This is a genomic window from Phenylobacterium sp. GW821-FHT12F10, from assembly GCF_058806695.1.
The window spans coordinates 486406-498951 of the sequence record NZ_JBXAPY010000001.1 but is presented as its reverse complement, the minus strand read 5'-3'; the positions used below and the strand labels follow the sequence as shown (position 1 = coordinate 498951).

The 12546-nt window shown below is 69.4% G+C and carries 11 protein-coding genes; 7 read left to right on the top strand and 4 right to left on the bottom strand.

Going from position 1 to position 12546, the window contains the following annotated elements:
• The first annotated feature begins 71 nt into the window (after positions 1 to 71).
• The 4 genes from AC1RN5_RS02485 (at position 72) to AC1RN5_RS02470 (ending at position 6391) form a co-directional block, all read left to right on the top strand.
• A complete protein-coding gene (locus tag AC1RN5_RS02485; RefSeq protein ID WP_493039690.1) occupies positions 72 to 1247 on the top strand; it encodes an acetyl-CoA C-acyltransferase in 1176 nt (391 codons plus the stop codon).
• 231 nt (positions 1248 to 1478) lie between these two features.
• Positions 1479 to 4241 carry a preprotein translocase subunit SecA gene (gene secA / locus AC1RN5_RS02480; RefSeq protein WP_493039689.1) on the top strand — a complete coding sequence of 921 codons (2763 nt, stop codon included), beginning with the start codon at positions 1479 to 1481 and terminating at the stop codon, positions 4239 to 4241.
• Positions 4242 to 5039, top strand: a complete 798-nt coding sequence (locus AC1RN5_RS02475) for a methyltransferase domain-containing protein (RefSeq protein ID WP_493039688.1) — start codon at positions 4242 to 4244, stop codon at positions 5037 to 5039. It abuts the gene before it with no gap.
• A gap of 80 nt (positions 5040 to 5119) precedes the next feature.
• Positions 5120 to 6391 (top strand): flavin-dependent oxidoreductase, encoded by a 1272-nt coding sequence (locus AC1RN5_RS02470; RefSeq protein WP_493039687.1) that lies wholly within the window; start codon positions 5120 to 5122, stop codon positions 6389 to 6391.
• A 247-nt stretch (positions 6392 to 6638) separates the two neighbouring features.
• On the opposite strand, the gene AC1RN5_RS02465 is transcribed toward AC1RN5_RS02470, so the two are convergent.
• The 3 genes from AC1RN5_RS02465 to AC1RN5_RS02455 are packed head-to-tail and all read right to left on the bottom strand — an operon-like array spanning position 6639 to position 8484.
• On the bottom strand, positions 6639 to 7022 hold the full coding sequence (locus AC1RN5_RS02465) for a nuclear transport factor 2 family protein (protein ID WP_493039686.1): 384 nt from the start codon (positions 7020 to 7022) through the stop codon (positions 6639 to 6641).
• Positions 7019 to 7999 (bottom strand): NADPH:quinone reductase, encoded by a 981-nt coding sequence (locus AC1RN5_RS02460; protein WP_493039685.1) that lies wholly within the window; start codon positions 7997 to 7999, stop codon positions 7019 to 7021. The genes AC1RN5_RS02465 and AC1RN5_RS02460 overlap by 4 nt, the downstream gene beginning before the upstream one ends.
• Positions 7996 to 8484, bottom strand: a complete 489-nt coding sequence (locus AC1RN5_RS02455; RefSeq protein WP_493039684.1) for a DoxX family protein — start codon at positions 8482 to 8484, stop codon at positions 7996 to 7998. Before AC1RN5_RS02455 ends, AC1RN5_RS02460 begins: the two co-directional genes overlap by 4 nt.
• A 49-nt stretch (positions 8485 to 8533) precedes the next feature.
• Here AC1RN5_RS02455 and AC1RN5_RS02450 point away from each other — a divergent pair, with 49 nt between their 5' ends.
• The 3 genes from AC1RN5_RS02450 to AC1RN5_RS02440 are packed head-to-tail and all read left to right on the top strand — an operon-like array spanning position 8534 to position 11153.
• Entirely contained in the window at positions 8534 to 9142 is a 609-nt protein-coding gene (locus AC1RN5_RS02450) for a TetR/AcrR family transcriptional regulator (RefSeq protein ID WP_493039683.1), read from the top strand.
• The gene (locus tag AC1RN5_RS02445; RefSeq protein WP_493039682.1) at positions 9139 to 9615 is read left to right on the top strand and encodes a hypothetical protein; all 477 of its coding nucleotides are present in this window, start codon (positions 9139 to 9141) and stop codon (positions 9613 to 9615) included. Before AC1RN5_RS02450 ends, AC1RN5_RS02445 begins: the two co-directional genes overlap by 4 nt.
• Positions 9616 to 9623: 8 nt before the next feature.
• A complete protein-coding gene (locus tag AC1RN5_RS02440) occupies positions 9624 to 11153 on the top strand; it encodes an FAD-dependent monooxygenase (protein WP_493039681.1) in 1530 nt (509 codons plus the stop codon).
• On the opposite strand, the gene AC1RN5_RS02435 is transcribed toward AC1RN5_RS02440, so the two are convergent.
• Positions 11150 to 12538: a carotenoid oxygenase family protein gene (locus AC1RN5_RS02435; protein WP_493039680.1), complete on the bottom strand. Its 1389-nt coding sequence runs from the start codon at positions 12536 to 12538 to the stop codon at positions 11150 to 11152. The genes AC1RN5_RS02440 and AC1RN5_RS02435 overlap by 4 nt on opposite strands.
• Positions 12539 to 12546 lie beyond the last annotated feature (8 nt).

The window sequence follows — 12546 nt, the reverse complement described above, 5'->3', positions numbered from 1 at the left end:
CCGCCGATATAGCCCCGCGCGGCTCTAACATTGCGGTCGACGCGGTTCATTTTCCGGGAGGATCTATTTTCATGACGCGCGAAGCCGTAATCGTTTCCTATGCCCGTACGGGCCTGGCCAAGTCCGGTCGTGGGGGCTTCAACATGACCCCCACCATGACCATGGGCGCCCACGCCGTGAAGCACGCCGTGGCCAAGTCGGGCCTCGATCCCTCGGCCATCGAAGACTGCGTCATCGGCAACGTCGCGCACGGCGCCGGCAACCTCGGCCGTCAGGTCGCCCTGCTGGCCGGTATGCCGATCACCACCTCGGGCATGACCATCAACCGCTTCTGCTCCTCGGGCCTCAACACCATCGCCACGGCGGCCAACTACGTGCGCAACGACGGCGCCGATGCGGTCGTCGCCGGCGGCGTGGAGAGCCTGTCCTTCCCCGGCGGCGGCGGCTCGCGTGAAAACAACGACCCTGCCCTGTTCCAGCAGTATCCCGGCGTGTTCATGCCGATGATCGACACCGCCGACATCGTCGCCGAGCGCTACAAGGTCAGCCGCGAATCCCAGGACGAATACAGCCTGGAATCCCAACGCCGCATGGCCGCCGCCCAGCAGGCCGGCAAGTTCAAGGACGAGATCGTCCCCCTGAAGACCAAGATGAAGGTCGTCAACAAGGAGACCAAGGAAGAGTCGATCGTCGACGCCGTGGTCGACAAGGACGAATGCAACCGTCCCGACACCACCCTGGAAGGCCTGGCCAAGCTGAAGCCGGTCCGTGAAGGCGACAACAAGTTCATCACCGCCGGCAACGCCAGCCAGCTTTCCGACGGCGCCGCCGCCGTGGTGATCATGGACTCCAAGGCCGCCGAAAAGGCCGGCCTGTCGCCCATGGGCGCCTTCAAGGGCTGGGCCGTCGCCGGCTGCGAGCCCGACGAGATGGGCATCGGCCCGGTCTTCGCCATCCCGCGCCTGCTGGAACGCCACGGCCTGAAGATCGACGACATCGATCTGTGGGAGCTGAACGAGGCCTTCGCCTCCCAGTGCCTCTATTCCCGCGACAAGCTCGGCATCGATCCCGAGAAGTACAACGTCAACGGCGGCTCCATCGCCATCGGCCACCCCTACGGCATGACCGGCGCCCGTCTGGCCGGCCACGTGCTGCAGGAAGGCAAGCGCCGCAACGCCAAGTGGGCCGTTGTGTCGATGTGCATCGGCGGCGGCATGGGCGCTGCGGGCCTGTTCGAGGTCTACTAAGACCTGGGAAGCCGAATTGAACGACGAGATCGGCCCTCCCCTCACCGGGAGGGCCTTTTCTTTGGGCGAATCCCGAGCTTGAGCGTTAAGCTGGTTCACCCTCGCCGCGTTGACACTTGGAGGGGCGCTGCTTAAGTCTCGCGCGCCCTGAAAAGAGCGGAATTTCCGGGCAGGCGAAGGGTCCAGTGCGGCCGCCGCCGCCGCCCCGCATCATCCGGACGTCCCCCTCGCATGCTCTTCCAACGGTTCTTCGGCTCTTCCAACGACCGCAAGGTCAAGGCCATGATGGCGCGGGTCGCGAAGATCAACGCCCTCGAACCCCAGATTCAGGGCCTCTCCGACGAGGCGCTGCGGGGCAAGACCGCCGAGTTCAAGGCGCGTCTGGCCAAGGGCGAGACCCTCGACCAGCTGCTGGAGGAAGCCTTCGCCGTCGTGCGCGAGGCCGCCCGCCGGGTCCTGGGCCAGCGCCACTTCGACGTCCAGCTGGTGGGGGGCATGGTCCTGCACCAGGGCGGCATCGCCGAGATGCGCACCGGGGAAGGCAAGACCCTGGTGGCCACCGCGCCGGTCTATCTGAACGCGCTCGCCGGCAAGGGCGTCCACGTCATCACCGTCAACGACTACCTCGCCCAACTTCACGGCGACTGGATGGGCCAGGTCTACAGCTTCCTCGGCCTGACCAGCGGCAACATCGTGCACGGCCTGTCCCAGGGCCAGCGCCAGGCGGCCTACAACGCCGACATCACCTACGGCACCAACAACGAGTTCGGCTTCGACTACCTGCGTGACAACCTGGTCTATGACGCCAGCGAGATGGTGCAGCGCGGCCATCACTTCGTGATCGTCGACGAGGTGGACTCCATCCTGATCGACGAGGCGCGCACCCCGCTCATCATCTCCGGCCCCACCGAGGACCGCAGCGAGCTCTACAAGACCATCGACCTGCTGGTGAAGGAGCTGATCAAGGATCCCAGCACCTTCGACCACGACGAGAAGCAGAAGCAGGTCATCCTCACCGAGGAGGGCGCCGAGAAGATCGAGGACATCCTGATGTCCGGCGGCCACCTGGCCGAGGATTCCGCGGGCCTCTACGACGCCGCCAACGTCTCCATCGTCCACCACGTGAACCAGGCCCTGCGGGCCAACGTCCTCTACACCCGCGAGAAGGACTACATCGTCCGCTCCGGCGAGGTGATCCTGATCGACGAGTTCACCGGCCGCATGATGCAGGGCCGCCGCCTGTCCGAAGGTCTGCACCAGGCCATCGAGGCCAAGGAAGGCGCCCACGTCCAGCCCGAGAACCAGACTCTGGCCTCGGTCACCATCCAGAACTACTTCCGCCTCTATTCGAAGCTGTCGGGCATGACCGGCACGGCCACCACCGAGGCTCAGGAATTCGGCGACATCTACAAGATGGACGTCATGGAGATCCCCACCAACCGCCCGGTGGCGCGGATCGACGACGACGACGAGGTCTACCGGACCGAGGCCGAGAAGAACCTGGCCATCCTCAAGCAGATCGAGGAATGCCACCTGCGCGGCCAGCCGATCCTGGTGGGCACCGTCTCCATCGAGAAGTCGGAGACCCTGTCGGAGCTGCTGAAGGCCCACAAGTTCACCGACGCCAACGGCAAGACCGTCAAGGGCATCCCGCACAACGTGCTGAACGCCCGCTACCACGAGCAGGAAGCCCTGATCGTGGCCGACGCCGGCATTCCCGGCGCGGTGACCATCGCCACCAACATGGCCGGCCGCGGCACCGACATCCAGCTCGGCGGCAACGTCGACATGCGGGTGCTGAAGTGGCGCGAGGAACAGCTGGGCCTGGGCATCGAGGTCACGCCGGAGATGGCCATCAAGCGCAAGGCCGAGATCGAGACCGAGATCGCCGATCTGAAGGTCCAGGCCCTGGCCGCCGGCGGCCTGTTCGTGCTGGGCACAGAGCGCCACGAGAGCCGCCGGATCGACAACCAGCTGCGCGGCCGCACCGGCCGTCAGGGCGACCCGGGCCACTCGAAGTTCTTCCTCTCCTGCGAGGACGACCTGCTGCGGATCTTCGCCGGCGAGCGCCTCGACGGGATCATGCGCACCTTCGGCGTCCAGGAGGGTGAGGCGATCACCCACAAGTGGCTGAACGGCGCCATCGCCACGGCCCAGAAGCGCGTCGAGCAGCGCAACTACGAGATCCGCAAGAACCTGCTGAAGTACGACGACGTCGTGAACGACCAGCGCAAGGCGGTGTTCGAGCAACGCGCCGAGTTCATGGACGCCGCCGACCTGTCCGACGTCATCACCGAGATGCGCCAGGACACCATCGAGGACCTGGTCACCCGCCACCTGCCGCCCAAGGCCTATGCCGAGCAGTGGGACGTGGTCGGGCTGCATGAGCACGTGGTGGCCATGCTGGGCATGGACCTGCCGATCGCCCAGTGGGCGGCCGAGGAGGGCATCGCCAACGAGGAAATCCAGGAGCGCATCCAGAAGGCCGCCGACGCGCGCGCCGCCGAGCGCGAGGCCGCGGTCTCGCCTGAGCAGATGCGCACCATCGAGAAGAGCTTCCTGCTGCAGATGGTGGACCTTCAGTGGCGCGAGCACCTGATGCACCTTGACCACCTGCGCAACGTCATCGGCCTGCGCGGCTACGCCCAGCGCGATCCGCTGAACGAGTACAAGACCGAGGCCTTCTCCCTGTTCGAGAAGCTGCTGGTGGACCTGCGCCAGAACGTGACCCGCTGGCTGATGACGGTGGAGTTCAGCTACGCCGAGCCGGAAGAGCCCGCGCCGCTCTCCAACTACACCGAGGTCCACATGGACCCGCTCACCGGCGAGAACGCCGCCGAGATGGGCGCCCTGCCGGACGGGCTGTCGGTGGAGCAGCGCCAGGCCCTGCCGCTGTCAGCCCTGCCGGACGGCTGGCAGCAGACCGGACGCAACTCGCCCTGCCCCTGCGGCTCGGGCAAGAAGTTCAAGCACTGCCACGGGGCGCTGATCTAGGTGTCAGGCTTCCTGCTGGAGGTCGATGGCGTCTGCCCGGTCTGCGAACAGCAGGTCACCTTCACGGCCAAGGACGACTGGCTGCGCGACCATTTCCTGTGCGGGAACTGCGGCAGCCAGCCCCGCGAGCGGGCCCTGATGAAGGTCCTGGCCGACCTGCGCCCCGACTGGCGGAGCCTGGCCATCCATGAGAGTTCGCCGGGCACGGCGGCCAGCCGCCGGCTGGCGGCCGAGGCGCCGGGCTACGTGTCCAGCCACTACGGCCCCGACGTGCCGCTGGGAACCGCCCATCCGCAATGGGGCTGGCGCTGCGAGGACCTGGAGAACCAGACCTTTCCCGACAAGAGCTTCGACCTGGTGGTGACCCAGGACGTGTTCGAGCACCTGTTCGCGCCCGACCGGGCCATCGCCGAGGTGGCGCGCACCCTCAAGCCGGGCGGCTTCCACATCTGCACCGTGCCGATCGTCAACAAGGCCGCGCCCTCGGTGCGGCGGGCCCGGCGCGACCGGCAGGGCAAGGTCGAGCACCTGATGGAGCCGGTCTATCACGCCAATCCCATCGACGTTCAGGGCTCCCTGGTGACCGTCGACTGGGGCTACGACATCGCCGACTACCTGGACGAGGCCAGCGGCCTGTCCACCACCATCTGGACCCTGGACGACATGAGCCGGGGCATCCGGGCCGAGTACATCGAGGTTCTGGTCTCCCGCAAGGAGCCCCAGTCCCAGGTGACCCCCGACGGCCTGCCGGCGCCCTGGAAGGGCGTCCGTGAGACGATCCGCCGCCTGCTGAGCTGACCGCCAAGCCCGCATCCAGGCTTGCGCCTTCGCCCCCGCCCGCCTAGCAACGAGCGCAATTACGGGGAAGGTTCAACTATATGCGTGTCGTCATTGTCGGCGCCGGGATCGGCGGCCTCACCCTGGCGCTCAGCCTGCACGCCGCCGGGATCGAGGCGGAGGTCTACGAGGCCGCCCCGGAAATCCTGCCCCTGGGGGTCGGGATCAATGTCCTGCCCCACGCGGTCCGAGAGCTGACCGACCTGGGGCTCGCCGACCGCCTGGCCGACAACGGCGTGGCCACCGAGGCCCTGATGTACGCCAACAGGTTCGGCCAGGAGATCTGGCGCGAGCCGCGCGGCCGCCACGCCGGCTACAACTGGCCTCAGTACTCCATCCATCGCGGCGTGCTGCAGCTCCTGCTGTTCAACGCCGTGCGCGAGCGCCTGGGCAAGGGGGCGGTGCGCCTGGACCACGAGGCGATCAGCGTCGAGACCGGCGAGGACGGCGCCACGGTGCGCTTCCGCTCCCGGACGACGGGCGCCGACTTGCCCAGCGCCCATGGCGACGTGGTGGTGGCCGCCGACGGCATCCACTCGGCCCTGCGCGCCCAGTTCTACCCCGACGAGGGGCCGCCGATCTGGAACCGCCGGGTGCTGTGGCGCGGGGTGACCGAGGGCGCCCCCTTCCTGGGCGGGGCGACCATGGTCATGGCCGGCCATCAGGACATGAAGTTCGTCTGCTACCCCATCGACCCCAAGGCCAAGGGACGGGGGACCTCCACGATCAACTGGATCGCCGAGCTGCGCTTCCCCGAGACGGTGGAGTGGCGCCGCGAGGACTGGAACCGAAAGGGCGAGCTGGCCGACTTCCTGCCCCGGTTCGAGACCTGGGACTTCGGCTGGCTGGACGTGCCCGACATCATCCGCGGGGCGAGCCAGGTCTACGAATACCCCCTGGTGGACCGCGACCCCGTGGAGCGCTGGACCTTCGGCCGCACCACCCTGCTGGGGGACGCCGCCCATCCCATGTACCCGATCGGCTCCAACGGGGCCTCCCAGGCCATCCTGGACGCCCGCACCCTGGCCTATGAGCTGGCGACCCGGAACGACGTCGACGCGGCCCTGGCGGCCTATGAGGGGGGCAGACGGCCCGCCACCAGCCGCATCGTGCTCTCCAACCGCGGCAACGGCCCCGAGCAGGTGATGCAGATGGCCGAGGAGCGAGCGCCCAAGGGCTTCTCCCACGTCCACGACGTGATCAGCCGCGAGGAGCTGGAGGCGACGGCGGGGGAATACAAGAAGCTCGCCGGCTTCGATCGCGAGGCGCTGAACAGCCGGCCCTCGCTGATCCCGGCGACGGTCAAGGCCTAGCCTCGACCCCGCCCGTCCCGGGCTTCGCCGAGTCGGGCCGATAGGTCAGCTGAAGGCGTGACCGGACCAGGTCGACATCGCCATGCTGATCGTCACGCCGAGCGTCAGCAGCGGCCAAAGGATTTTCACGTCTATCTCCAAGAGCAAGATCGTCGCCGGGGGAGCGGCGACGGCCCTGATATGGGGGTAGCTTGACCCTTGCGTTAGTGGCCAAGTTTGCAGACCCGCTCTGCAGGACTGCATGGGGTCAGGCGGCGGCCAGGGTGACATAGAGCTCGGATTCGATGACCCATTGGCCGGTGACCTTCCGCCAGACGGCCAGGTAGGTTCCGGTCAGGGTGGGAGCGCCGCGCCAGGTGGCGACCCAGGTTCCGGTCTCAGCGGCGCGGGCCTCGTCCTGGTCGGGGCGGACGGTCTCGGTGGTGCGCAGATAGGTGACGAAGCTCGGATCGCGGAACTGCGCCTCGAAGGCGGCCAGCACCGCCTCGATCCCCACGAGCAGGCCGCCGTCCCCGGAGATCAGGTTGATGTCCGGCGCAAGGAACGGCCGCAGGCGGGCGGCCTCGTGGCCGGCGATCAGCTTGTTGGTCAGCTTACGCCGCGCGCGGATGGCCGTCTCGGCCGGGGTCACGGCTCCACCACCACGGTGCCGACCTTGCCGCCCGACTCCACCAACTCGTGGGCCCCGGCGCAGTCGGCCAGGGGGAAGCGGCCGGCGACGGAGAGGATGCGCGCCCCGGTCGCGATCCACCGCGTGATGTCGGCCTGCGCGCGCTTGCGGGCCTCGTGCGGGGTGACCGGCAGATAGACCCCGTGAACGCCGAGGTTCAACCCCATCACCGCCCCCGCCGGGACCACCGGCTCACGATCGCCCTTGGTGGCGTAGAAGGCCACCGAGCCGTTCATCCGCAGCACCTGCAGGGTGGTGGCGATATTGCCGCCGAAGTCGACGTCGACGACGTGGTGGACACCCTCTCCGTCCGTCAGCTCGCGGACGCGTCGGGCCACCTTCTCCTGGCGGTAGTCGATGACGTGGTCGGCGCCGCCGGCCCTCGCGCGTTCGGCCTTCTCCTCGGAACTGACCGTGGCGATCACCGTGGCGCCCGCCCACTTGGCGAGCTGCACGGCGTAGTGGCCCACGGCGCCCGCCCCGCCGGTCACCAGCACTGTGCGGCCCTGGATCGGACCGGCCACGAACAGGCTGCGGTGGGCGGTCATGCAAGGAATGCCCAGGGTGGCGCCCTGCGCGAAGTCCACGCTGTCGGGAAGCTCCATCAGCAGGTCGGTGTCGAGCTCGATATATTCGGCCGCCGAGCCGAAGGCCCGGCCGTTGCGCTGACCGTTGTAGAACCAGACCCGCTTGCCGACCCAGGTCTGGGCCACGCCGGGGCCCACCGCCTCGACGACGCCGGCGCCGTCGCTGTTGGGGGTGATGCGCGGATAGGCCATGGCCGCGGGGCCGGCCCGCATCCCGGCGTCCGACGGATTGACGCCCGAGGCCCTCACCCGGATCAGGGCCTGGCCGTGGCCGGGCTCCGGGGTCGGCCGCTCGCCGAATTCCAGGACCTCGCGGGCCGGGCCCGTGCGGTCGTACCAGATCGCCTTCATGTCGCGCTCCGCTTGAACGGCCAGTCGATCACCCCGCCGGCGAACAGGGCCCACCAGACGAAGACCGGCTGAAAGGCCAGCCGAGGTGCGTGGTACCACCAGCTGGAGCGCAGGCCGCCCACGGTCACCCCGCCGAAGGCGTGGTGCAGGTTGGCCGGATAGACGCAGATCGCATAGAGCGCCAGCATGAGTCCCGAAAGCCAGCGCAGGCGCGGGATCAACAGGCCGATCGCGCCGAGGATCTCGCAGACCCCGGTGACCAGAACGACCTCCAGCGGATAGGGGATCCAGGCCGGCATGATGGCCAGGAAGCCGTGGGCGCCGCGCAGGTGGGCCAGGCCGACGAAGGCGTAGATCAGGGCCAGCAGCCATCGGAGTCCGGCCCGCAGACGCGGATGGGGTCGGCCGATATCGAGGGGCTGGGAGGTCATGCCGCGATGGTGGGCGCCGCGCAACCGCGCGGCAAGCGCGATGAGGCGTGACAATTCATCTTTCATCTGTAATGTGAATTGAAAGCGGCGAACGGACCCCGCCATGACCAACGCCAGAGTCTACAAGAGCCCCCTGCGGGAGGCCCAGGCCGCCCAGACCCGGGAGCGCATCCTGGAGGCGGCGCGAAGCTTCCTGGAGGCCAACGACATCGACGGCCTGACCCTGCGCCGCGCCGCCGAGCTGGCCCAGGTCTCGCCGCCCACCGTCTACGCCCATTTCCCCACCCTCGACGACCTAATGGCGGCCTTCTTCCAGTGGCTGTCGCCGCGCATCGGCATGGACGAGCCCCTGCCGCCCCTGGCCGAGCTGCCGGGAATGCCGGCGCGGCTGTTCGCGCTCTACGAGGCCAACGGCGCCCTGCTGCGCAAGCTGATGGACAGCCCGAGCTGGGACCGCCGCCGGCTGGCCGGGCGCGACCGGCGCATCGGCGCCTGGATCGAGGCGATCGGGGCGGAGCTGCCGCACCTGGCGGCCGACGAACGGCGCCGTGGCGGACTGGCCGTGGCCAGTTGCTGGTCGCCGACCCACTGGCGCTGGCTGACCGACACCGGCGGCCTGACCCAGGCCGACGCCGTCGCCTCGGCGAGCTGGACGGTCCGCACCCTCATCCAGGCCCTGAAGCAGGGCCTCCCCCCGGAGGACAGACCATGATCCATCACGTCTCCATCCCCGCCCACGACCCGACCCGGGTCGCGGAGGTCCTGGCCGAACTGATCGGCGGCCGCGCCTTTCCCTTCTCCGGTCCCCTGCCCGGCGCGCGGATGGCGGTGAGCGGCGACCCGCACGGCACCATGATCGAGGTCTATCCCGACCTGGTGGTGATGGCGCCGGGCGAGGGCGAGCAGCAGGTGATCTACGCCCCGGCCGACGAGGCCTGCGGCCTGGCGCCATTCCACCTGCTGATCTCCACCCCCCGCAGCCGGGCGGCGGTGGAGGCCATCGGCGAGCGGGAGGGCTGGCGCACCCGCTTCTTCGGCCGCGCCGCGCCGGGCAGGCCCCCGGCCTTCCACGTCATCGAGTTCTGGGTGGAGAACCGCATCCTGCTGGAGGTGGTCACCGAGGAGATGGCCCAGGAATACGCCGCCTATATGCAGCCCGAGCGGTTCGCCGCGATGCCAGCCTGAACCCCACCATGACCGACGTCCTGGTGGTGGGGGCCGGACCGACCGGCCTGGCGCTCGCCGTCACCCTTCGGCAGTTCGGGGTGCGGGTGCGGATCATCGACCGCGCCGCCCAGGCGACGACGGTCTCCAAGGCCCTGGCGGTCTGGAGCGCCAGCCTGGAGGCCCTGCAGGGCATGGGCGCGGCAGAGGCCTTCGTCGCCGAGGGCGTGCGGCTCCGCGCCCTCTCCCTGGGCCACGGCGACCATGAGCTGGCCCGGCTGGCGGTGGGCGTCGGGATCGACAGCCCCTTCGGCTACCCCCTGCTGGTCCCGCAATCGCGCACCGAGGCCCTGCTGACGGACCGGCTCTCGTCCCTCGGGGTGGAGGTGGAGCGCGGCCTGGAACTGACTGGCCTGGAGCAGGAGATGAACGGAGTCGTCGCCACCCTGCGGCGTCCCGACGGCTCCACGGAGGCCGCCCAGGCGCTCTATCTGGGCGGATGCGACGGGGCCGGCAGCTTCGTGCGCCACGCCCTGGAGATTCCCTTCGAGGGGTTCACCGAGCCGGAGACCTATCTGCTGGGGGACGTCAGGATCGCCGGCGGGAAGCTGGACCGGCGCAGCATCTATGTCCGCTGGCGGAACGACAGCTCCATCGCCCTCTTTCCCTTCGGAGAGGACGTCTGGCGCATCGTCGCGGCCCGTGACGATGCGGCGCTCGGCCAGGCGCCTCCGAGCCTCGAAGAGCTGCAGGCCCTGACCGACCGCCATGGGCCGCGCGGCCTGAGGCTGAGCGACGCGACGTGGCTCTCGGCCTTCAAGATCAACGAACGGCTGGCCGCCCGCTACCGCAAAGGACGCTGCTTCCTGGCGGGCGACGCAGCCCACATCCACAGCCCGGCCGGCGGCCAGGGCATGAACACTGGCCTGCAGGACGCGGTGAACCTGGGCTGGAAGCTGGCCCACGCGGTGAGCGGCCACGGCGACCGCGACCTGCTGCTGCAAAGCTATGAGGCCGAGCGGCGCCCGGTGGCCAAGGCGGTAGTGGCCGCCGCCGCCCAGAAGCTGCGCCTGGGCATGGCGCCCTCGAAGCTGGGCCTCGCGCGCGACGCCGCCGTCGCGGTGATCGGCCGGCTGCCGGTGGTGCAGCGGCGCCTGCAGGCGGAGCTATCGGAGACGGAGATCGTCTACCGCGGGGGCGGCCTCGTCACCCTGGGGGCGCCGCGGCGGCGCGCCGGGCGGGGCGAGGCCGGCGCCCGCGCCCTCGACGCCGAGCTGGGAGACGGGACGACCCTGTGGCCGAGGATCTCCCGGCCCTGCCATAGCCTGATGCTGTTCGGCGTCCCCGCCGCCAGGGTCGCGAGCCTCACCAAGCCGGCCGGCGAGCGGCTGCAGGTCATGGCCCTGGACCCCCGACAGGGAACCGCGGCCCGCCGCTATCGCGTGCGGGGGCCGGGCTGGGTGCTGATCCGCCCCGACCAGGTGGTGGCCGCCCGCGGGTCCCTGAAGGACCTGACGCGGCTTGAGACCTACCTGGCCAGGGTCTTGGCGAAGACCTAGTCGGCCACCCAGTTGCCGTGGAAGCCGAAGGGCACGCGGCGGGGCATGTGAGCCATGCCGATGGGGCCCTTGGCCACGTCCTGGGCGTCGAAGACCACGAAGTCGCTCCGGTCCTCGGCGGCGCGGTAGACCACCGCCGTCAGCCAGCCGTCGCCCTCGGACGCGTCGGGGGCGCGGGGGGTGAAGACCGGCTCGGAGGTCAGGTCGCCGCCGGTGAAGGCGTGGACCTGCCGCTTGCCGGTGGTCAGGTCGATGTGGGCGATGGCGTTGAGCTTCACCGACTTCGAGTTGGTTGTGTCGCCAGCATAGAAGCCGTGGCGATAGGCCCCGCCCGCCAGACGTTCGTCGAAGCGGGGGAACTCGCAGTCGAGGTCGTCGATGGCCTCTTCCTTGATCGCGTCGCTGGCGCCCGACAGATCGAAGGTCCAGCGATAGAGGCGCGCGGCGGTGCGCAGGCCGGGCGAGCCGTCGGCCATGGGGAACAGGGGGGCGGCGTCGTAGCGGGCCACCTCGGCGACGATCTTGCCGTCGACCTCGTAGGCGTTCATCGGGTGGAAGACGTAGCAGGCGGCCACGTTGAACCAGCGGATCGTGGAGACGTCGGCGTCGCGGCGCATGACCCCGACATAGCCGCCCTTCTCCGGCTCCCAGGCATAGGGCGGCAGGCCCTTCATGGCCCGCTCCAGGCTGCCGGTCAGGGGCAGGACCGGGAACAGGACGTAGTTCTCGGTGACCAGGAAGTCGTGGATCATGGCCGAATAGGGCGCCTGGAAGTCCGAGCGGCGGGTGACCACGCCCTTGGCGTCGGTAACGCCGTAGCTCATCCCCGCCGACAGCGGCGCCTCACCGACGCCGTAGCCGAACCAGACCATTTCGCCGGTCTTGGGGTCGATCTTCGGGTGGGCGGTGACCCGGCCCTTGTACTGCTGCGAATAGCCCATGGGGGTCATGGTCCCCGGCGCGACCTCGAAGGGCATATGGCCCTCCTCCAGGGCCAGCAGATGACCCGCGTGCCAGAGGATGTTGGTGTTGGCCACGCCGCTGTCCTTGCCGGCGGCCAGCGGGTCGCTGAGCATCGGGTTGAAGCCGCCGAACAGCGAGCGGCCGTGCTCGTGCTCCAGCTCCCACTTCGGGGTGCGGACATAGCGGTTGCGATAGCTGACCTTGCCGTCCTCGACCCGGAAGGCGTGCAGCATGCCGTCGCCGGTGAACCAGTGATAGTTGGGGTCCCGCGGCTCGAACTGCGGGTTGGGGCCGGTGCGGTAGAGCGTGCCGCGCAGGCCCGCCGGAATCTCGCCGGTGACGGCCAGATCAAAGTCGTCCTCCGACCGCACGGGGGCGAAGTTGCCCGACAGATAGGGGTTGATGCGAACCTCGCCGTCCATGGCGTGTC

Excerpts from the sequence above, each read along its gene's own strand:
- AC1RN5_RS02445 (WP_493039682.1), top strand. The coding sequence starts at position 9,139 with ATGATCCATCACGTCTCCATCCCCGCCCACGACCCGACCCGGGTCGCG.
- AC1RN5_RS02450 (WP_493039683.1), top strand. The coding sequence starts at position 8,534 with ATGACCAACGCCAGAGTCTACAAGAGCCCCCTGCGGGAGGCCCAGGCC.
- AC1RN5_RS02440 (WP_493039681.1), top strand. The coding sequence starts at position 9,624 with ATGACCGACGTCCTGGTGGTGGGGGCCGGACCGACCGGCCTGGCGCTC.
- AC1RN5_RS02470 (WP_493039687.1), top strand. The coding sequence starts at position 5,120 with ATGCGTGTCGTCATTGTCGGCGCCGGGATCGGCGGCCTCACCCTGGCG.
- secA (WP_493039689.1), top strand. The coding sequence starts at position 1,479 with ATGCTCTTCCAACGGTTCTTCGGCTCTTCCAACGACCGCAAGGTCAAG.
- AC1RN5_RS02485 (WP_493039690.1), top strand. The coding sequence starts at position 72 with ATGACGCGCGAAGCCGTAATCGTTTCCTATGCCCGTACGGGCCTGGCC.
- AC1RN5_RS02460 (WP_493039685.1), bottom strand. The coding sequence starts at position 7,999 with ATGAAGGCGATCTGGTACGACCGCACGGGCCCGGCCCGCGAGGTCCTG.
- AC1RN5_RS02435 (WP_493039680.1), bottom strand. The coding sequence starts at position 12,538 with ATGGACGGCGAGGTTCGCATCAACCCCTATCTGTCGGGCAACTTCGCC.